This window comes from Filimonas zeae (genome assembly GCF_014641615.1).
Classification (GTDB): domain Bacteria; phylum Bacteroidota; class Bacteroidia; order Chitinophagales; family Chitinophagaceae; genus Filimonas; species Filimonas zeae.
This window is the reverse complement of record NZ_BMIB01000001.1, coordinates 1,601,066-1,620,408: the sequence shown is the minus strand read 5'-3', so window position 1 is coordinate 1,620,408 and position 19,343 is coordinate 1,601,066. Positions and strand designations below refer to the sequence as shown.

The window sequence follows — 19,343 nt, the reverse complement described above, 5'->3', positions numbered from 1 at the left end:
ACTCAGAAAGATTTCTGGCTTAGCTAGAAATTTTTCTGAACAAACCAGAAAGATGTATAAATGAAAAAAAGGCCTTCCCATTTGCCGGGAAGGCCTTTTATATTTACACAAATTACTACAACAGGGGGCCAGAATCCCTCCTCGCAGCGCAATACAATTGATTATTTGCCAAATTTCTTCTTCAGCTGCGCCAGCGCGTCATTTACGCTCAAACCGCTTAAATCGTCTTCTTTTTTACCGGCGTTGGGGCGTGGTTTGTCGTTTCCTCCGCTTTTACGGCTGGCTCCACGGGCAGGTGCCTCTTCTGTTTGCTTAATAGAAAGGGCTATCCGCTTGCGTACAACATCTACCTCCAGCACTTTTACCTGCACTTTCTGGTTCAGTTTTAATGCCTCAGAGGGATCGGTAATAAACTGGTGAGAAATTTCGCTTACGTGCACCAGCCCGTCTTGTTTTACACCTATATCTACAAATGCACCAAAGCGGGTAATGTTGGTTACTACGCCCGGCACAACCATACCCACGTTTACATCTTCTATTTTATAAATACTGGCATACTCAAACTGCTCCAGCTCACTACGCGGGTCCAGCCCGGGTTTCTTTAATTCGTTCAGAATGTCCTTAATAGTGTGCTCACCAAACTGTTCGGTAATGTACTTTTTAGCGTCGATGCTGTTAACCAGCTTTTCGTTGCCAATAAGGGTACGCAGATCGGTGTTGAGGTCTGCCGCCATCTTTTCTACCATAGCATAGGCTTCCGGATGTACGGCACTGGCATCCAGAATATGAGCGCCTTCCGCAATGCGCAAGAAACCGGCGCACTGTTCAAAAGCTTTATTACCCAGGCGGGGCACTTTCAGCAATTCCTGGCGGCTGCTGAAGCGTCCAATTTCGCTGCGGTGTTTAATAATGTTCTCTGCCAGTGTGGGGCCAATACCACTCACATAACTAAGCAGGTGTTTGCTGGCCGTGTTCAGGTTTACGCCTACGGCGTTTACGCAGCTTACCACGGTCTGGTCCAGACGCTCTTTTAAACGGAATTGGTTTACATCGTGCTGGTACTGCCCTACCCCAATGCTCTTGGGATCAATCTTTACCAACTCGGCCAGTGGATCCATTAAACGACGACCGATACTTACCGAACCACGTACGGTAACATCATGATCAGGAAATTCTTCCCGCGCTGTTTCAGAAGCAGAGTATACCGATGCGCCATCTTCATTTACCAGAAACACCGGCAGGTTCAATTGCAGTTGTTTAATAAACTGTTCTGTTTCGCGGCCGGCGGTACCATCGCCAATGGCAAATACCTGTGTGTTATAGCGCGCAACCAGATCTCTTATTTTGTATTCCGCATCTGCCAGGCGGTTCTTTTCATGTATATAAATAACATCGTTGTGTTGCAGTTCGCCTTTTTCATCCAGGCAAACCACTTTACAACCCGTACGATAACCGGGGTCAATAGCCAGAATGCGTTTGCTACCCAGGGGTGAGCCCAATAACAGCTGGCGCAGGTTTTCAGCAAACACCGTAATGGCTTCTTCATCGCCCTTCTGTTTCAGAATGGTTCTGAATTCCGATTCCAGGCTCGGCTGCAATAAACGGCGGTAAGAATCTTTAACCGCTTTACGTATATGCGTAGAAGCAGGCGACATACCTTTTACATACAGCTTTTCAATAGGCTCAATGGCCTCTTCTTCCACGGGTGAAATAGACACGCGCAGAAAGCCTTCCAGAAAACCACGCAGAATAGCGAGAATACGGTGAGAAGGTACTTTATGAATAGGTTCAGAGAAATCGAAATAGTCTTTGTACTTCACGCCTTCTGTTTCTTTTTCCGGCAGCACCTTACTTTGTATGGTGGCCGTATTTTCAAACAGCTTACGGGTTTTGGCACGTACCACGGCATCTTCGTTCACCATTTCCGCAATAATATCGCGCGCACCTTGTAAAGCGTCATCGGCAGAAGCTACTTTATCGTTCAGGAACTGTACAGCTTCGCTGTCTATATCTGCTTCCGTTTGCTCCAGCAGCAGCAATGCCAGTGGCTCCAATCCGTTTTCGCGGGCCGTTTGTGCTTTGGTTTTGCGTTTGGGTTTGTAAGGCAGGTAAATATCCTCCAGCTCTGCCAGCGTAACTGCTTTATTAATTTTTGCCTGCAGGGCTTCCGTCATTTTACCCTGCTCGGTAATAGATTTTTCAATAGTGGCTTTCCGTTCTGTAAACTCTTTCAGCGCCTTGGCTTCGTCCTGTATCTGCTGTATCTGAACCTCATCCAGCGCGCCGGTTTTATCTTTCCGGTAACGGGCAATAAAGGGTATAGTGGCTCCTTCGGCTAACAGGGTAAGCACAGCCTCAGTCTGTTGTATACGTAGGTTCAGCTTAGCGGCTATACTTTGTGCAAATTCTAACATAGATGGTCATTAAAGGGGTGCAAATATAGCGGGAAACTAAAAAGCCTGGTAAGAAAACTTGAAAAGCGGCCCCCTTTTTGACTTTTACCTTTTGCTTTTAACCTTTAACTTGTAGCATGGCCGAAAATACACCTGTGTACAACGCAGAAAGTACCGCTGTAGCCCGGGAACTGGGTACAGATACCGCAAAAGGACTTGCCGCTGACCGTATTACTGAATTGCTGGAAAAGCATGGTAAGAATGTTACCTCTTCCGGCACACGCGTGCGCCCGTTTCTTATTTTACTCAATCAGTTGAAAAGCCCGGTGGTTTACCTGTTGGCAGGTGCAGCAGGGCTATCGTTTTTTTTTAAGGAATATGCCGATGCGGTAGCCATATTGGTGGTAATTGCCGTAAACACCATCATTGGTTTTATTATGGAATGGCAGGCAGCCCGCTCTATGGAAGCGCTGAGTAAAATGACGCAGCAGCAGGCCAGAGTACTGCGCGATGGCAAGGTGCAGGAGATTAGCGCCGATGATATTGTACCCGGCGATATACTGCTGGTAGAAGCCGGAGATATGGTACCGGCCGATGGAAGGCTGGCAGAAGCCACACAGCTACAGGCCGATGAAAGTGCGCTTACCGGCGAATCGGTACCCGTAGATAAAAACACAGATACCCTGCAGGGCGATGTACCATTGGCAGAACGGCACAACATGCTGTTTAAGGGTACTTTTATACGTAAGGGCAACGCCAGACTTATTTGTACCACCACCGGCATGAACACAGAGCTGGGAGCCATTGCCAGTATGGTACAAAGCGCTAAAAAGGCCGCCACCCCGCTGGAGAAAAAGCTGGACAACTTTAGCAAAAGGCTGATGGGTATTACCCTGGTAATAGTAGCCATTATATTCATAGCGGGCCTGCTGAACAAAGTACCCGTGCAGGAAATGCTGGAAACCTCTATTGCCCTGGCAGTAGCCGCTATACCGGAGGGTTTACCCATTGTAGCTACGCTGGCCCTGGCCAGAGGTATGATGCTGATGGCCCGCCGCAACGTAATTGTAAAGAAATTAAGCGCCGTGGAAACCCTGGGATCGGTAACCGTAATCTGTACCGATAAAACCGGTACGCTTACAGAAAACCGCATGGATGTAACGGCCGTAAACCTGCCGCCTGGTGAGGAAATAGCCATACAGGACAAACCGGAAAAGCAGGACAATGCCGCGTGGGACAGCCTGCTGAAAGTAGCCGTACTATGCAATAACGCATCTGTAGATACTTCTAAAGAAGAAGCCGCCAAAGGCATTGGCGACCCGCTGGAGGTGAGTCTGCTGGAGTTTGCTGCAAAAGCAGGTGCCAACGCAGAGGAATGGCGCAAGCAGTACAGCCGGGTAAAAGAAATGCCTTTTGATTCGGATGTGAAAATTATGAGCACACTGCAACGCAAAGAAGGCGGCTTTATCATTACCGCCAAAGGCGCTACAGAAAACCTGCTGGAACACTGCACACAAATATTACAGGATGGCCAACCCGCCCCCTTAGAAGAAGGGGAACGCAAAAAATGGCTGGACCATACAGAAGCACTGGCCGCTAAGGGTTTAAAGCCGCTTGCCTTTGCCCTGCGCGAAACAGACCAGGAACCACAGCAGCTGGCAGAAGAGCTGGTATTTGTGGGGCTGGCAGGCTTTTTAGACCCGCCGCGGGAAGATGTAAAACAAGCCATTGCAGAATGCCACCATGCGCACATACAAATTATGATGCTTACAGGCGACCACCCCGCCACCGCCCTGAATATTGCCGGCCAGCTGGATATTGGCGAGCAGGAAGAAAAGGTAATTACCGGTAAAGACATGCCCGATACCGAAGGCCTTAGCAACGAGCAGAAAACCACCTGGCGCAAAGCCAGCGTGTTTGCACGGGTAAGCCCCAAACAAAAGCTGGACCTGGTAAGTGTGTTACAGGAAAACCATGATATTGTAGCCATGACGGGTGATGGTGTAAATGACGCCCCTGCCCTGAAGAAAGCTGATATAGGCATTGCCATGGGTATACGCGGCACACAGGTTACCCAGGAAGTGGCCGATATGATACTGAAAGACGATGCATTTTCCAGCATTGTAGATGCCGTTAAACAGGGCCGCATTATATTCGATAACATTCGCCTGTTTGTAATATTCCTGTTAAGCTGTAACCTGAGCGAGCTACTGGTGATAGGTGTTTGTGCCGCATTTAACCTGCCCTTTCAGTTGTTTGCTTTGCAGATATTGTTTATTAATCTGATTACCGATGTACTGCCTGCACTGGCGCTGGGCGTGGCCGATGGCAATGCAGAGGTGATGAAAAAAAAACCGAAAGATCCGCGCCAGCCACTGCTGGATAAACGCCGCTGGATAAGTATCTGGATATATTCTGCCGTAATTGCAGCCGCCTCGCTGGGTGCCGCCTGGGTAGGTGAACTACAGGGCGAAGCCAGTGCCGCTTCCAATAACACCTTCTTTTTTACCTTAATCTTTTGTCAGCTGCTGCATGTGTTAAACATGGCTTCGGCCAAAGCATCGTTTTTTAACAATGAAGTGTTCCGTAACCGTTACGTGTGGCTGGCCATGCTAAGCAGCCTGGGCATTACCCTGCTTACCCTGGTGGTACCGGCCTTATCGCGCGCGTTGCGGGTGGAGAGTATGACGCAGTTAGACTGGTTTCTGGCATCGGGCTTCAGCATTGGCTCAGTTCTGGTAATACGGATACTGAAAAAGCTGAACCTGATTGTATAAACTACTCAACAACAGAAAACCGAACCCATGAAAAAAGTACTATGGATAGCAGGTATAACCGTGCTGGCAATAGCCGCAGGCGTTATCATATATCTCAGCACCCGCAAAAGCAAAGATTTTGAACCGCTGATTAAAAGCAAACTGGAAGAACTGGTAAGAAACGGATCTGATAGTTTGTATCGGCTACAGCTGGACAAAGTAGAAATTGATGTAATAAATTCCACAGTTACAGTAATAAATGCACAGCTGCTGCCGGATAGCGCCTGGCTGCAACAGCTGGATGCACGGCAGCAGGCACCGGACGATATTTTTCGCGTATCGCTGGGGGCTTTACAGATAAAAGGCATTACACCGCTGGACTTACTGGATAAAAAGCATATTGACCTGCAGGATCTGTATCTGAAAGAACCGGTAATTAAAATCTATCACCGTAAGCGCGCTTATAACCGCGTAAAGGATACCACCACCACCCTGTACCAGCGCGTAAGCAAACAGATTGAATCGTTTAAACTGGCCCATACTACCGTGCAGCATGTAGCGGTAGATTATTACGATATGGACCAGAAAAACAAAGAGGTGCATTTAAAAGACCTTACTTTTTACTTCAACGATATTCTGTTTAACGATACTACGCAGAACGATGCTACGCGCTTTTTATATGCCCGCGAAGCCAGCATATTTTTGAAAGAGTACGAACTGAAAACAGCCAATAACCTGTATCGTTTTAAAATAGACTCGCTACGGATTGAAACGGTAGCTAATTCTATTCAGGCCTGGGGCGTATCGCTAAAACCCATTGGCGATAAAGCTACCTTCAGCAAAAAGCTACGTTTCCGGCAAGACCGTTACGACCTGAAAGCAGACTCTGCCGTAGTGAAAGAGGCAGACTGGTGGTCTGCCCTTTCTGAACAGGGTATTAATGCCAAAAGCGTGGATATATATAAAGGGGAAGTAGAAATATACAGTGACAAGGCCCTGCCACCGAGCGGACAGAATAAAACAGGCCGTTACCCGCACCAGCAGGTAGGGCGCATTCCGTTGCCCCTGGCAATTGACAAAATAGGTCTGCACCGGTTTGAGATATTATACCGCGAGTTTAACCCCAAATCGGGCCAGATGGGAACTATACAATTTACCGGTGTAAACGGAACCATCAGCAATGTTACCAACCGGGAAGAAAGAATAGCCGCCAACCCCACTATGCAGATAAATGCTACCTGTAAGTTTATGAACGACGGGGATATGAAAACCACCTGGAAGTTTGACATGGCGCACCTGAAAGAGGGCCTGTTTACCGTGGAAGCCAGTATGGGTAAAATGGATGGTACCAGCCTGAACAAAGCCACCGTACCATTAGGGTTGTTTGAAGTAAAAAAAGCCAACATAAAACAGTTTTATGTATTTATGAAAGGCAACAACAACAGTGCAAATGGCGATTTAAGAGTGGCCTACAACGATCTGGATGTAACCATCTTAAAAAAGGATGATGACGGTGAGTTGAAAAAGAAGGGCCTGGCCAACTTTATTGCCAAAACATTTGTGTTTACCAAAGAGAACCCCAAAAAGGGTGAAGCACTAAAAACGCGCCACGCCTATTTTGAGCGTGCGCCGGATAAATCTTTCTTTAGCCTGCTTTGGAAAACCATTATGACGGGCGTTGTGGCCACTGTAAAAAATGATTAATTTATTATAACCCCAGCTGCCTTACCCGGGCGGGATATTTATCGGAGTAGCTTCTGAGCATACTTTTTAATGTTTCGTTTTCCGGATAAGGCGTCATATGGGTACGTATGAGTTCAATCTCCTGCGCGGCACTTTTGTCGGGCAATACGCCCATACCAAAGAAGCGCCCTTTTTCTATCAGAATACAGGATATGTTTTTGGTTATTTCGCAGGTTTCCAGAATGGCGTAAGTGCCCTTTTCCTCCTGCATTCGTAATACGGCCAGTTGTACTCTTGCGTTGTATACATCCGGCGTATCGGTAAGTGCGCTTTCTTTTACAGAACGATCCAGAAAACAATACACTGCATCCAGTTCAAAATCCTTCACCAGCTTCCACAGGTAGCGGTTGGCATCGCTCAGCACACTAAACGCCACTAAGGGTTCCAGCAGTTTGCGCTTTTTATCAATGGCCAGGCGCAGATAGCCCCTGCCATCTTCAAACAGATAAATACCATACAACTTTTCCGCATGTTTCTGGCTTACGTTGTACACCGGCCACAGCCTTTTAATTTCCACACTTTCCAGTATAGACGCTGTTAACTCCGTAGGGCATTCTTTAAAGCTGATGCTGTGTATTTCGCGTAAAAAGCCCTGGCGTTTTTTACCGGTATCCAGCCCTGTAAAATGGCTGATTACCCGCTTGCGCAGGCACCTGGCTTTACCTACATAAATAACACTGCCCTTACTATCGTGAAAATAATAAACGCCTGGGGTCTGCGGCAGGTTTTTCACATGCTCCTGCGGCAGGTTGGGTGGCAGAATCTGCTCGCGGGCTTCTTTTTTCAGAAAATCGCGTATCAGTTTCTCCCCGCCTTTTTCAATAATTTTTTCCAGTAAAATGGTAGTGGCATCCGCATCGCCGGTGGCGCGGTGGCGGCCGTTAACCGGTATATCCAGCGTACGGCATATATGCCCCAGCCCGTATTTGGGTATGCCCGGAAAAGCAGCGCGGCTTAAACGCAGCGTACACAGCTTACGTGCCTGCCAGTACAGGCCTGCTGCCTGTAAATGATAGCGTATAAAAGAGTAATCGAAATTAACGTTGTGGGCTACAAATATGCGCCCCTCCAGCAAACGGTGAATATTAGCAGCCACATCTTTAAACAGCGGAGCTGTTGCCACCATGGCATTGGTAATACCGGTAAGGCTTACCACATAAGGGGGAATGGGAACCAGGGGATTTACCAGGGTGCTGAACCGGCCCTCCACTTTCTCCCCATCGTGCAGTACTATGGCTATTTCGGTAATACCATTATCCTGCGCATGACTGCCGGTCGTTTCTATATCCACAATTGCATACATACCACCGGCAATCTACAAATTTCATGTAACTTTACGCTTTTATATTTTATGGGTATTGCAGATAAACTAGCACAAATGAAAGCAGAAAAAGCAGCAGAAAACCTGAAAGCAGGTCAGGATTTCCTGGAACAAAACAAACAAAGGCCCGGTGTGGTAGCACTGCCCAGCGGCTTACAATATGAAATTCTTACAGAAGGCACTGGTCCTAAACCATCTGCCACCAGCAATGTACATTGTCATTATCATGGTACTATGATTGACGGTACGGTGTTCGACAGCTCGGTACAGAGAGGTCAGAGCATCAGCTTTGGTTTAAACCAGGTAATTAAAGGCTGGACAGAAGGCCTGCAGTTAATGCCTACCGGCAGCAAATTTCGCTTTTTTATTCCGCCACACCTGGCTTATGGTGACAGGCAGGTAAGCGCGGTAATTGGTGCCAACAGCACCCTGATTTTTGATGTGGAGCTGATTAGCTTTAAATAATAAGCTACCAATATTGGAAAAGGCGTCTCATAATGGGACGCCTTTTTCTATACTATCACCTTCCCCAACTGTTACATTTTTGGGTTGCAGGCCAGACAGCTTTGTTCCTGTCCATTTTTAAACGTAAACACCAGCTGCTTATAAACATTACACAGGATATTAACCTTGCCTATTCTACGATAAAACCGCATTTGCCCGGCAAGTTCAATAAGCGTTTCTACAGATTGCAGGTTAGAAGAGGTATAATCAGCCTCATCACTATCTATGCGCGCAATAGCCTCATTAATAATACTATGGCAGCTATCCTGGTAACTTCGATAATGACCGGAGAAGGAAGAATTGCAAACAATATTGCGCAGGGTTTTTAGGCGTTCAATAATCTGCTGCCGGGGCACAGAAGAACGGGCGGTTACCGAAAAGCACAGGCTTGCCAGCAACACGCAACAAACAGGCGTGTAAATTTTCATACTGTACGGATTATAGAAGCAAACACGCTCAATTTTGATGCTGAATGCCAATAGAATTCCGTTCATTTTGGTCAGAGGCAAAGCACTGTGGTTAAACACTGAACAAGCATAAAAAAAGGCCGCTGTTGCGGCCCCTTTTCTTTGCTGCATGATTTTTTATAGCTTACACATATTTAATCTTATCCAGATAGCGCATGGCATAGAAAATAGTGGTCATGTGCATAGACTGTACAATACGCTTCTCCTCTACCAGTTGCAGAAACTCTTCCCAGGTATATTCCAGAATTTCAATTTCTTCGTTTTCATCTAAATGCTGCTCCTGCACCTTTTTGCCGCCTAAGGCTACAAACATATGCATGAGGTTGGAATTAGTGGATGGGTTGGCAGAAGTGCGGCCCAGATAATGTACGGTTTCAAAAGCATAACCGGTTTCTTCCAGCAACTCGCGGCGGATAGCATCTTCAATAGAAGCATCCGTATCATCAATACAGCCGCCGGGTATTTCAATACCGGTTTCGCCCAGTGCCTGGCGAAATTGTTTTACCATAATCACCTTTCCATCTTCGGTAATAGGTAAAGCGGTAGCCCAGTCGGTATACTCCAGTACATAATAAGGCTCAATAATTTTACCCGAAGGGGTTTCACATTTGTCTCTGCGTGCTGTAAGCCAGTTATCTTTAAACAGATAGTCAGACGAAAGCGTTTTCCAGTTCATTGAAGTGTCGCTCATATAGTTTCTTTCTTTTTCTCTTCTTTAAAATCGTTTACCATCTCCTTCTCTCCCGCAGCGAAGTAATATGTGCTACATGGTGTTTGCCATGCCAGGCATAACTACCCAGTAAATGCCATAAGCTCAGCTGTGCCTGCTGCCCCGGGTGATATACGGTACGCTGCCATTGCGCATCGCTCAAATCCTTTACAGTGGCCACCCAACGTTGATGCAGTGCATGTAACAACGTTAATGAAAGGTTTACCGGTACGGTTTGTACATCGTTCAGCATAGCCCACTCCCCTTCTTCATACGGCTTAATAACCGGGTTATGTTCCGTAAGCCCCAGCTTAAAACGGATGTAGGCGTTCATATGACTGTCTGCCACATGATGCACCACCTGCGTAACCGTCCACCCACCTTCGCGGTAGGGCGTATTAAACTGCTCCTCGTTCAGGTTCAGAATAGCGGTCTCCAGCTCGTCCGGCATATACCGGAGGTCCAGCAGCCATTTTTCTTTCTGCCGTTGCGAAAAAGGTTGTGGCTCGTACAAGCCAATGGGATAACGCAGATCATCCATATTCAATGGGTTTGTGTTGTTTAGCTATTCCCCACGCAACTCCTTCCCGGTCATGTGAATAAACACATCTTCCAGGTTGGCCATTTTTACCTCTTTCGGCCGTTCAAAACCCGTTGCTACCAGATCGTCAATCAGCTGATCCGGAGTATTCAATGCAATGATTCTGCCACTGTCTACAATAGCCACCCTATCGCACAGTTTTTCAGCCTCATCCATATAATGCGTGGTAATAATAATGGTAGTGCCCTTATCACGTATTTCGCGTATCAGATCCCACAAATTTCTTCTCGCCTGTGGGTCTAACCCTGTGGTAGGCTCGTCCAGAAAAATAATCTTAGGCTCGTTAATAAGTGTGGTGGCGATAGAAAAGCGTTGTTTTTGCCCGCCACTCAACTCTTTAAACTTGTTTTTGGCCTTATCCCGCAGGTTTACACGGCCCAGCAACTCCATAGGGTCAATATTGCGGTTGTATAAACCGGCAAAAAGCTGAATCAATTCTACCAGGTTTAAACCGGGGTAATAACCGGAGGTTTGTAGCTGAACGCCTATAATTTTTTTGATGTCGTTGGGAGCATGGTCCAGATTAAAACCATTTACCGTAACGGTACCGCTGGTTTTGGTACGCAGCGTTTCAATAATTTCCAGGGTAGTGGATTTTCCGGCGCCATTGGGGCCGAGCAGCCCGAAAATTTCGCCTTCGTACACGTCAAAACTAATTCCCTTTACCGCCTCAAAACTGCCATACTGTTTTGTAAGTTCCTTTACCGAAATAATAACTTGCTGCATAACAGCAGCAAGTTACTGTATCGGTAATTATTTGCGAAGGAATATCTGGGTATAATACACCGTACCATCTTTGGCTTTGGCTACGCCAATACCAGTAAGGTTGTAGTTTCCTTCAATGTTCTTTTTATGGCCGGGGCTATGCAACCAGCCGTCTACCACTTCTTCCGCCGTCATTTCACCATACGCCACATTTTCCGCAGCGCCGTTATACGCACTGGCGGTTTGTTTGGTAATAGTGGCTACACGGGTTTCAAAACCATCATGACTAAAAGGTGTTTTCTTCTGCGCCATGTTACGGCTGTGAACAGTTGCCTGTGTACTGGCAGCATCCAGCATCCGCAGTTCTGATTTACCAATTTTTTTCCGGTGCTTGTTTACATAAAACAGAATGCTGTTTTCCATTCCGTTCAGCGAAACTCCATCGCCGGCTTTGTTGTAGTTACGGGTTACAGATGTGGTGGTAACCGTGCGCTTTTGACAGGCACCTACCGTGGCTATTGCCAGTGCCGGCAACAGCAGTTTGAAAAAGCAAAGATATCTTTTCATATTATGGGGTTCTCTGCCCTGTTAGAGTCAAGTTTTGTACCAGATGTTGCCCGAACGCCCTGAATAAGAGGCGTTAAGAGCATTTTAACTACAAATTCAGGTACGATTCCAGCTCTTCCATCATGTTTTTGCTACCGGCAAAAAATGGTACACGCTCATGCAATTTGGTTGGCACCACTTCCATTATCCGCCTGTCGCCGGTGGTAGCTTTGCCGCCCGCTACTTCTACAATAAATGCAAAAGGGTTACACTCATACAGCAGGCGCAGTTTGCCGCCAGGGCTGCTGGTAGTGGCAGGGTACATAAAAATCCCCCCTTTAATAAGGCTTCTGTGCAAATCGGCCACCATGCTGCCAATATATCTTTCAGTATAAGGGCCACCGTTTTCTTTGGTCTTTTTCTGGCAGTTGATAATGTATTGCTGCACGCCATTACTGTACCCGTAAAAATTACCGTGGTTTACAGAATAGATTTTGCCATCGGGTGGGCATTTAATCATGGGGTGACTTAAACAGAATTCGCCAATAGAAGGGTCCAGCGTAAAACCGTTTACCCCCCTGCGGGTGGCATACACCAGCATGGTGCTGGAACCGTAAATGATATAACCGGCAGCTACCTGGCGGTTACCAGCCTGTAAAAAGTCTTTCTCTTCACAAGGTTTTCCTACTTCGCTGATGCGGCGGTATACGCTGAAGATGGTGCCAATACTTACATTGATATCAATGTTGCTGCTACCATCCAGCGGATCAAACATTACCACATACTTGCTGTTGTTGCTTTTTTCATCGTTGAAAATAACAAAATCGTCCTGCTCTTCGCTGGCAATACCTGCGCAGCTGATGCCGTGACGTAATACGCCCATAAACTGATCGTTGGCATATACGTCCAGCTTTTTTACATCTTCGCCCTGTACGTTGGTAGCACCTGCATCGCCCAGTATATCTACCAGGCCTGCTTTGTTTACTTCCACGTTTACGCGTTTTGCGGCAAGGCCAATATCCCTTAGCAGGGTACTGAGCTCACCGGTAGCCCGGGGAAAATTTCTGAGTTCCTGAATGGTGAATTCATCAAGTGTTTGTACGTTCCTGTTAATAACCATATGGTACAGCTTTTATAAAGAGGTTTTGACTGTGTAAGCAATTAATGTGCACAAATGTAGCAGCGGAATGTATGCAATCTGGGCTTAGTGTACGATACACACATGACAAATACTACCTTTATTGAATAACTATGGCGCAATATACCGATCACATTGGGCGAACTGTCATGCAGCTTCATGCTCCTCAACGGATTGTATCGCTGGTACCTTCTCTTACAGAATTATTGTTCCACCTTCAACTACAGGAAGAAGTGAAAGGCATTACACGTTTTTGTGCGCATCCTGAGGAGTGGAAACAGCAAAAAGCTATTATCGGCGGCACGAAACAGGTACACGTAGAAAAGTTGCAGGCACTGCAGCCTGATCTGGTAATTGCTTCCAAAGAAGAAAATATACAGGAACAGGTAGAAGCCATTGCCAGTTTTGCGCCGGTATGGGTAAGCGATATTGGCAATCTGCAACAGGCGCTGGAATCCATAGAACAACTGGGAGTAATGTGCCACCGCGAAAAAATTGCCCGGCAACTGGTGGCTGATGTAACCCAGGGCTTTGGACAACTTGCTGCTACGCACTTCCCTTCCATACCCACCGCCTACCTTATATGGCAGCAGCCGTATATGACTGTGGGTGGCGATACTTTTATACACAATATGATGCAGCACTGCGGGCTGGAAAATGTGTTTGGCAGCACCCAACGCTACCCTGCCATTACCTTAGACCAGCTGGCGGCAAGCCCCTGCAAAGTGGTGTTGCTATCCTCAGAACCCTTTCCCTTCCGCGAAAAACATGTGGCTGAATTACAACAGCAATTACCGGGCAAACTGGTATGCCTTACAGATGGCGAAATGTTCAGCTGGTACGGCAGCCGCCTGCTGCAATCTGCCGCTTATTTTATCCACTTCCGGGAAGCGCTGCAGCAACGTTTAGTATATTTGCAGCTGCAATGATTACTCCGCAAACAATACAACAGATTACCAGCCGCATTGACATTCTGGATGTGGTGGGTGAATTTGTGAAGCTGAAAAAGCGCGGAACCAGCTACCTGGGTCTCTGTCCTTTCCATGGCGAAAAATCGCCGTCTTTTACCGTTTCGCCCGCCAAAGAAATATACAAGTGTTTCGGCTGTGGCAAAAGCGGTAACTCCATCACGTTTTTGATGGAGCATGAAAAGTACAGCTACATAGAGGCCATGCGCTGGCTGGCCGCCCGTTATAATATAGAGATAGAGGAAACGGCCGTTAGCCCGCAGGTAAAACAGGCGCAGCTGGTGGCAGACAGCCTTTTTGTTATCAATAATTTTGCGCGCAACTATTTTACAGACCAGTTGTGGAATAGCGAAGAGGGACAGAATATTGCCCTGAGTTACCTGGAAGAACGTGGCTTTGCAAAAGAGGTGATGGAGAAGTTTCAGCTGGGGTATAGCCCGCAATCGCGCACCGCTTTTATAACACAGGCCAGAACCCAGCAGTTTACTCCGGAGCTGCTGCTGAAAACCGGACTGGTAGTAAACCGGAACGATGAGCTGCTGGATAATTACCGTGGCCGTATCATCTTCCCCATTCACAACAACACCGGTAAGATTATAGGTTTTGGTGCCCGTGTAATTGGTAAGGCCGAAAAAGCCCCCAAGTACATTAACACCCCGGAAAACGAACTGTATGTAAAAAGTAAAATACTATACGGCTCTTACTTTGCCCGGCAGTCGATAGACAAAAACGATGAATGTTTACTGGTTGAAGGTTATACCGATGTAATTAGTCTGCACCAGGCAGGCATTGAAAACGTAGTAGCCAGTGGCGGTACTTCCCTAACTATAGATCAGCTGCGGTTGATTAAGAAGTACACCAACAACCTTACTATTATATATGATGGGGATGCAGCCGGTATTAAAGCCGCTTTACGTGGCCTGGATATGGCGCTGGAAGAAGGGCTGGATGTAAAGCTGGTACTGATTCCAGACAAGGAAGACCCTGATAGTTATGTAAGAAAAGTAGGCGCTGCTGAGTTTAGAGAGTTTGTAAAAGCATATAAAAAAGACTTTATTCTTTTTCAGCTGGAGGTAATGCTGAAAGATGCCGGCAATGATGTTAGCAAACGCAGTGCGGTGGTTAACCATGTGGCCGAAACGCTGAGTAAGATTAACAAAGCGGAAGACTTTACCAAACAGCAGGAATACATACGCCAGTGCAGCGGTATACTGCGGGTAGATGAAACCGGCTTTACCACCCTGGTAAACAAATACAAGCGCGACCGCCTTGCTAAAGAGGAGAAAAAGCAGGGCAACAACTCCGGCTCAGGCAATCAATCCGGCTTTAGCGGCAAATCGTCTGGCGGGCGCAATTCCGGTTTTGGCGGGCAATCTTCCGGTTTTAACGCCCCTCCATCTGATTTTGGTGGTGGACATTCCGGCCCTCCCCCGGCTTTTGATAACCATCCCCCTCAGTGGGATGATGGTGGGTTTGACGACCATATGATGCCGCCGATGGACTTTGATAACGGCTTTCCACCGGATGACTTTGGTGGTGGTGGAAGCGGTATGGGTGGCGGTGCAGGTGTAAGCGGTGGTGAAGATATGGATACCCACCTGCTGGTAAACCAGGATGAGGCACATGAAAAGAACATTATTAAAGTATTGCTGGAGTTTGGACTTCGCCCCTGGGGTGAGGAAGGGACTAAAACCATTGCGCAGCATATTTTTGAAGAACTGGAAGAGTTTCACTTTGAAACCCCGAGGCTGGAAAAGGTATTCACAGAATATTATAACCAATATACACAAGGGCTGGAACCTACTACTAAAACCCTGCTTTATCACGAAGACGAAGAGATACGCAATACGGTAATCAACATCACTTTCTTTGCTTTTGAAATAAGCCAGCGCTGGGATGAAAAACTGGTACAGGTAAAATCGGTGGTGAATCAGGACAATTCGGAAGCTGATGTTAACACCAGTCTGCATTTTTTTAAAGTACGTAAGATTAAAAAAATGTTTGAGCAGAACCAGAGAGATATGGAACGCGTGAATCACAGTTCACAATCGGACGAATATATACGCCTGATTAAAATACACCTGCACCTGAAAGAGCTGGAAAAAGAACTGTCTAAAAAGCCAGGTACGGTTATCTTCAAATAAAAACAGGCTGTTGAAATTGCTTCAACAGCCTGTAAGTATTACAATCTATCACTACTATCTTAAGGGCTTTGGTTATAATCTCGTCAGATATTACTTATCTGAAGGATTCTTTTTACCCGCCAGTAACTTCTCCAGTGTAGCCTCTACCCTGCGCGCTTTTGTATCTGCACGTTTGGCGCCGGTAATCCAGCTTACATACTCTTTCTGGTTGGTAAATGATAAAGAAGTAAAAAACTCCTTCGCCTGACTGTGTTTCATAAAAAGGGTATCCAGTTCCACCGGAGGTACCACTAACCTTTTGTCAAAATCAATTCCGTCAATATCCGGGTTTCTGATTTCTGAAAAAGCACGTGTACGGTTGGGGATGGTTTCCAGTTTCTTAAAACGGGATGCAGTCCATACATGGTCAATTGCAACTTGTCTCACCGACTCATAATCATTCTCTGCAAGAAACTGCCAGCTACAATCTCTGTTAAGATCGCTTGCAATTTTACTGGCGGTTTTGGGATATGCTATCCATAATTTACCTTCTTCCTGCATTGCGGGAAATACGTCTTTCAAAATTGAACACATCTGATTCTGATTAATCACAAACAGAAGTGCAAAATCTATCTTTTTCGCTTTGAGTAATGGAGTAACATTTTTAGAGAAGGAGAGCTTGCTGAATTGTTTTTCGATGGCGGAAGGTAATCCCTGTATCAACAGGTTTTTTTCGTCTTTTAATTGTAACTTTTCAAACAAACTTTGCTGTGACATCCTCAAAAAAGTTTTAAAGGTAAACAAAAAGAGGATGCAAAAGTACAAAAAAAACCCGCATAAATGCAGGTTTCTGTCACTTTTATAAAATGTTTGTTAGTTTTTAACAGGCGTGTAGTATTTCATAGCCTCTGGCAGCAGCCTTTTAATGTCGGCAATCCGCTGCTCATCACTGGGGTGCGTGCTCAGCAGAACAGAGGTTTTCTGTCCGCCCTGGGCAGCCATTCTTTGCCAGAAGCCCACCGCAACTTCAGGGTTATATCCTGCCATAGCTGCAAAAATTAACCCGTAGTGGTCAGCTTCAGACTCCTGCTTGCGCGAATTGGGCAACAATACCCCCACCTGCGCAGTAGGTGCATACACCGCATTAAAAATGCTGAGCGCCTTCTGGTTGCCGCCCAATGCTACCCCGCCAACACCCTGCAGCCCCTGTGCTACCATCTGCTGGCTCATTCTCTCGCGGCTGTGGCCCGCAACGGCATGGGTAATTTCGTGGCCCATTACAATTGCCAGTGAAGCCTCATCGCGGGTAACCGGCAATAAACCTGTATAAACTACCACCTTACCGCCAGGCATACACCATGCGTTTACATCTTTGGCATCCACCAGGTTAAATTCCCACTGATAGCTGCTTAACGCGCTGGCCATCCCTTTTTCTGTATAATAGCGGGTAATAGCGGCGGCAATACGGTTACCTACCCTTTTTACCATTTCAGCATCTTTGCTGTTGCCGGTGCTTACCACTTTATTTTCCGATAAAAACTGCTTGTATTCAGTAAGTGCAGTTGCCTGCAGATCAGATTCGGATACAAGAGACAACTGGTTTCTGCCGGTAATAGTATTGCGGCTACAGGAAACTGTGGCAACAACTATGGCAGAAGCGACTAATAAAACGCGGGTCATAGATAGATGTATTTATGCAAAAGTAGCTGGTTCAATATCTATACCAAATAGTTGGGCGGTGAAAAATGACTGTACGTCAGGCCATATTTACCTACAATCATCACATTCGCCTCCTTTTCATTGTTCAACCGTTTATATTTGTACAGCAAAGCACCGGTGCTGACTAATTGAATTACTCATTATAATAACCTAAAAACCATGAAGAGACAACTCTTAACCTATGCAATTGCAGTAGCAGTTGCCTTTGGCGCCATTGTGGCCTGTACAAAGAGAGACAGCAAACCTGAAAATCTAACCTTAAACAACACTCAGATGAGTGGACCAGATGATCCTTCCAGTATTGCTGATTGTTACACAAAGTTCACAAACACATTAAAAAATCCTCCAGCTGGCTATACTCCGGGAGATGCAGAGAACGCATTTACAGAATGTGCTAACTCTTTTATTAATTTGGGAGGTGGAGGCGGAAGAAAGCTGTATCCACCTGCCCCGCCTTTTCCAACAGGCCAGATTGATCCTTATTTTATTAGCAATGAGTCGGAGGCAGATTTATCTGGTGAACGGGAAATATGTGAGTTTTTCAATATGCCTTATCCCTTGCTATTGGACGGATCACAAACAATGATCTATAATGTTAGAAGGAGAGAGTTAAATAATTTTAATTCAGCAATTGCAGATGCATTACACAGCCAACAAAGCCTGGTATTATTTTCTGCACGAGATAAAGTTAATGCTGTATTAAATTATATGATGAATCACCCTGATGACTATGTACTTATGTTTGACCGGGAAAAGTTCTTTAAATATGTAACTAATGTTGCGTTTAAATACAGTACCCGTTTGGGATTAGGCACAACCTTTATCAATTTTTTCCAGATATATACAGTCCCTGGTTACGAGTTAATTTACAAGGAGTTTCCATATAGATAGACCATTCCAGAAGTTAACTGCTTAAAAAAGAAAGGAAGCAAAACTTGCCTCCTTTCTTTTATTCAAAATCTTCAAATTGTTTTTTTCGCTGCTTACGCCTGTCTCTGTGTTTAAGAATGGGCACCTTACTCTCCGTTCCCTTCAATATGCGGTTAATATTCTTCTGATGGGTTAAAATAACCATCAAAGCCACGGCTACCGCAAAAACTCGGTACCAGGTTTCTTTTTCATTGAAGATAAAGAGTATAAAAACAGCAAATGATACACTTGCCAGAATAGAACTTAACGAAACAAAACGCGTAAGAAACAAAACCAGCAGAAAAACGCCGGTACAGCAAAGGGCCACTACTGGTTGTATAGCCACAGCCATACCAAACAGCGTTGCTACCCCTTTACCACCTTTAAAATTTGCCCATATTGGAAATATATGGCCCAGAACAGAAGCCAACCCCAGCCCCAGCATAAAATTGGTACGGGCCAGTTCGTGATCTACCCCTGCGTATTTAGGAAGTAAGATATATAATGAAGTAGCAGCTACCCCTTTCAGCATGTCAACAATCATTACAAAGGTGCCCCATTTAGAACCGAGCACACGATAAGTGTTTGTTGCCCCGGCATTACCGCTGCCATACTCTCTGATGTCTATCCCAAAAAAGCGCTTACTTACCCAAACAGAGGTAGGTATAGAGCCAATGAGATAGGCAATAGCTATTAATAACAATTCTTTCATTGGTTTTTTACGGTTGTATGAAAAAATAC

Annotated in this window: 17 protein-coding genes; 6 read left to right on the top strand and 11 right to left on the bottom strand. The window is 46.0% G+C overall.

The window, feature by feature from the left end:
• Nucleotides 1-161: 161 nt before the first annotated feature.
• On the bottom strand, nt 162-2,414 hold the full coding sequence (locus IEY13_RS06475) for a Tex family protein (RefSeq protein ID WP_188951114.1): 2,253 nt from the start codon (nt 2,412-2,414) through the stop codon (nt 162-164).
• A gap of 116 nt (nt 2,415-2,530) precedes the next feature.
• Between IEY13_RS06475 and IEY13_RS06470 the strand changes: the two genes are divergently transcribed.
• Together IEY13_RS06470 and IEY13_RS06465 are read left to right on the top strand one after the other, a co-directional pair.
• Entirely contained in the window at nt 2,531-5,170 is a 2,640-nt protein-coding gene (locus IEY13_RS06470) for a cation-translocating P-type ATPase (protein ID WP_188951113.1), read from the top strand.
• A gap of 27 nt (nt 5,171-5,197) precedes the next feature.
• The gene (locus IEY13_RS06465) at nt 5,198-6,853 is read left to right on the top strand and encodes a hypothetical protein (protein ID WP_188951112.1); all 1,656 of its coding nucleotides are present in this window, start codon (nt 5,198-5,200) and stop codon (nt 6,851-6,853) included.
• A gap of 4 nt (nt 6,854-6,857) precedes the next feature.
• Here IEY13_RS06465 and IEY13_RS06460 read toward each other — a convergent pair whose 3' ends face one another.
• On the bottom strand, nt 6,858-8,195 hold the full coding sequence (locus tag IEY13_RS06460; RefSeq protein WP_188951111.1) for an exonuclease domain-containing protein: 1,338 nt from the start codon (nt 8,193-8,195) through the stop codon (nt 6,858-6,860).
• A 48-nt stretch (nt 8,196-8,243) separates the two neighbouring features.
• Here IEY13_RS06460 and IEY13_RS06455 point away from each other — a divergent pair, with 48 nt between their 5' ends.
• Nucleotides 8,244-8,678 (top strand): FKBP-type peptidyl-prolyl cis-trans isomerase, encoded by a 435-nt coding sequence (locus IEY13_RS06455; RefSeq protein WP_116738716.1) that lies wholly within the window; start codon nt 8,244-8,246, stop codon nt 8,676-8,678.
• A 71-nt stretch (nt 8,679-8,749) separates the two neighbouring features.
• Here IEY13_RS06455 and IEY13_RS06450 read toward each other — a convergent pair whose 3' ends face one another.
• The 6 genes from IEY13_RS06450 to fbp form a co-directional block, all read right to left on the bottom strand.
• Nucleotides 8,750-9,145 (bottom strand): hypothetical protein, encoded by a 396-nt coding sequence (locus IEY13_RS06450; RefSeq protein ID WP_188951110.1) that lies wholly within the window; start codon nt 9,143-9,145, stop codon nt 8,750-8,752.
• 163 nt (nt 9,146-9,308) lie between these two features.
• Complete coding sequence (locus IEY13_RS06445) at nt 9,309-9,875, bottom strand: NUDIX hydrolase (protein ID WP_188951109.1); 567 nt, start codon at nt 9,873-9,875, stop codon at nt 9,309-9,311.
• A 34-nt stretch (nt 9,876-9,909) separates the two neighbouring features.
• Entirely contained in the window at nt 9,910-10,434 is a 525-nt protein-coding gene (locus IEY13_RS06440; protein WP_188951108.1) for a YfiT family bacillithiol transferase, read from the bottom strand.
• A 24-nt stretch (nt 10,435-10,458) separates the two neighbouring features.
• A complete protein-coding gene (locus IEY13_RS06435; protein WP_188951107.1) occupies nt 10,459-11,220 on the bottom strand; it encodes an ABC transporter ATP-binding protein in 762 nt (253 codons plus the stop codon).
• A 27-nt stretch (nt 11,221-11,247) separates the two neighbouring features.
• Nucleotides 11,248-11,766, bottom strand: a complete 519-nt coding sequence (locus tag IEY13_RS06430) for a CAP domain-containing protein (RefSeq protein WP_188951106.1) — start codon at nt 11,764-11,766, stop codon at nt 11,248-11,250.
• 88 nt (nt 11,767-11,854) lie between these two features.
• A complete protein-coding gene (fbp, locus tag IEY13_RS06425; RefSeq protein ID WP_188951105.1) occupies nt 11,855-12,865 on the bottom strand; it encodes a class 1 fructose-bisphosphatase in 1,011 nt (336 codons plus the stop codon).
• A gap of 167 nt (nt 12,866-13,032) precedes the next feature.
• Between fbp and IEY13_RS06420 the strand changes: the two genes are divergently transcribed.
• Together IEY13_RS06420 and dnaG are read left to right on the top strand one after the other, a co-directional pair.
• Nucleotides 13,033-13,812, top strand: coding sequence for an ABC transporter substrate-binding protein (locus IEY13_RS06420; protein WP_229687756.1), 780 nt, complete (start codon nt 13,033-13,035; stop codon nt 13,810-13,812).
• Nucleotides 13,809-15,995: a DNA primase gene (gene dnaG, locus IEY13_RS06415; protein WP_188951103.1), complete on the top strand. Its 2,187-nt coding sequence runs from the start codon at nt 13,809-13,811 to the stop codon at nt 15,993-15,995. Before IEY13_RS06420 ends, dnaG begins: the two co-directional genes overlap by 4 nt.
• 90 nt (nt 15,996-16,085) lie before the next feature.
• Here the strand turns inward: dnaG and IEY13_RS06410 are convergent, their stop codons facing one another.
• Together IEY13_RS06410 and IEY13_RS06405 are read right to left on the bottom strand one after the other, a co-directional pair.
• Nucleotides 16,086-16,751, bottom strand: coding sequence for a YdeI/OmpD-associated family protein (locus tag IEY13_RS06410; protein WP_188951102.1), 666 nt, complete (start codon nt 16,749-16,751; stop codon nt 16,086-16,088).
• Nucleotides 16,752-16,847: 96 nt separating this feature from the next.
• Entirely contained in the window at nt 16,848-17,654 is an 807-nt protein-coding gene (locus tag IEY13_RS06405; RefSeq protein ID WP_188951101.1) for a M48 family metallopeptidase, read from the bottom strand.
• A 198-nt stretch (nt 17,655-17,852) separates the two neighbouring features.
• On the opposite strand from IEY13_RS06405, the gene IEY13_RS06400 reads away from it, so the two are divergent.
• Nucleotides 17,853-18,584 carry a hypothetical protein gene (locus IEY13_RS06400; RefSeq protein ID WP_188951100.1) on the top strand — a complete coding sequence of 244 codons (732 nt, stop codon included), beginning with the start codon at nt 17,853-17,855 and terminating at the stop codon, nt 18,582-18,584.
• 58 nt (nt 18,585-18,642) lie between these two features.
• Here the strand turns inward: IEY13_RS06400 and plsY are convergent, their stop codons facing one another.
• Entirely contained in the window at nt 18,643-19,314 is a 672-nt protein-coding gene (gene plsY / locus IEY13_RS06395) for a glycerol-3-phosphate 1-O-acyltransferase PlsY (RefSeq protein WP_188951099.1), read from the bottom strand.
• Nucleotides 19,315-19,343: the final 29 nt, after the last annotated feature.

Excerpts from the sequence above, each read along its gene's own strand:
- IEY13_RS06475 (WP_188951114.1), bottom strand. The coding sequence starts at position 2,414 with ATGTTAGAATTTGCACAAAGTATAGCCGCTAAGCTGAACCTACGTATA.
- IEY13_RS06470 (WP_188951113.1), top strand. The coding sequence starts at position 2,531 with ATGGCCGAAAATACACCTGTGTACAACGCAGAAAGTACCGCTGTAGCC.
- IEY13_RS06465 (WP_188951112.1), top strand. The coding sequence starts at position 5,198 with ATGAAAAAAGTACTATGGATAGCAGGTATAACCGTGCTGGCAATAGCC.
- IEY13_RS06460 (WP_188951111.1), bottom strand. The coding sequence starts at position 8,195 with ATGTATGCAATTGTGGATATAGAAACGACCGGCAGTCATGCGCAGGAT.
- IEY13_RS06455 (WP_116738716.1), top strand. The coding sequence starts at position 8,244 with ATGGGTATTGCAGATAAACTAGCACAAATGAAAGCAGAAAAAGCAGCA.
- IEY13_RS06450 (WP_188951110.1), bottom strand. The coding sequence starts at position 9,145 with ATGAAAATTTACACGCCTGTTTGTTGCGTGTTGCTGGCAAGCCTGTGC.
- IEY13_RS06445 (WP_188951109.1), bottom strand. The coding sequence starts at position 9,875 with ATGAGCGACACTTCAATGAACTGGAAAACGCTTTCGTCTGACTATCTG.
- IEY13_RS06440 (WP_188951108.1), bottom strand. The coding sequence starts at position 10,434 with ATGGATGATCTGCGTTATCCCATTGGCTTGTACGAGCCACAACCTTTT.
- IEY13_RS06435 (WP_188951107.1), bottom strand. The coding sequence starts at position 11,220 with ATGCAGCAAGTTATTATTTCGGTAAAGGAACTTACAAAACAGTATGGC.
- IEY13_RS06430 (WP_188951106.1), bottom strand. The coding sequence starts at position 11,766 with ATGAAAAGATATCTTTGCTTTTTCAAACTGCTGTTGCCGGCACTGGCA.
- fbp (WP_188951105.1), bottom strand. The coding sequence starts at position 12,865 with ATGGTTATTAACAGGAACGTACAAACACTTGATGAATTCACCATTCAG.
- IEY13_RS06420 (WP_229687756.1), top strand. The coding sequence starts at position 13,033 with ATGCAGCTTCATGCTCCTCAACGGATTGTATCGCTGGTACCTTCTCTT.
- dnaG (WP_188951103.1), top strand. The coding sequence starts at position 13,809 with ATGATTACTCCGCAAACAATACAACAGATTACCAGCCGCATTGACATT.
- IEY13_RS06410 (WP_188951102.1), bottom strand. The coding sequence starts at position 16,751 with ATGTCACAGCAAAGTTTGTTTGAAAAGTTACAATTAAAAGACGAAAAA.
- IEY13_RS06405 (WP_188951101.1), bottom strand. The coding sequence starts at position 17,654 with ATGACCCGCGTTTTATTAGTCGCTTCTGCCATAGTTGTTGCCACAGTT.
- IEY13_RS06400 (WP_188951100.1), top strand. The coding sequence starts at position 17,853 with ATGAAGAGACAACTCTTAACCTATGCAATTGCAGTAGCAGTTGCCTTT.
- plsY (WP_188951099.1), bottom strand. The coding sequence starts at position 19,314 with ATGAAAGAATTGTTATTAATAGCTATTGCCTATCTCATTGGCTCTATA.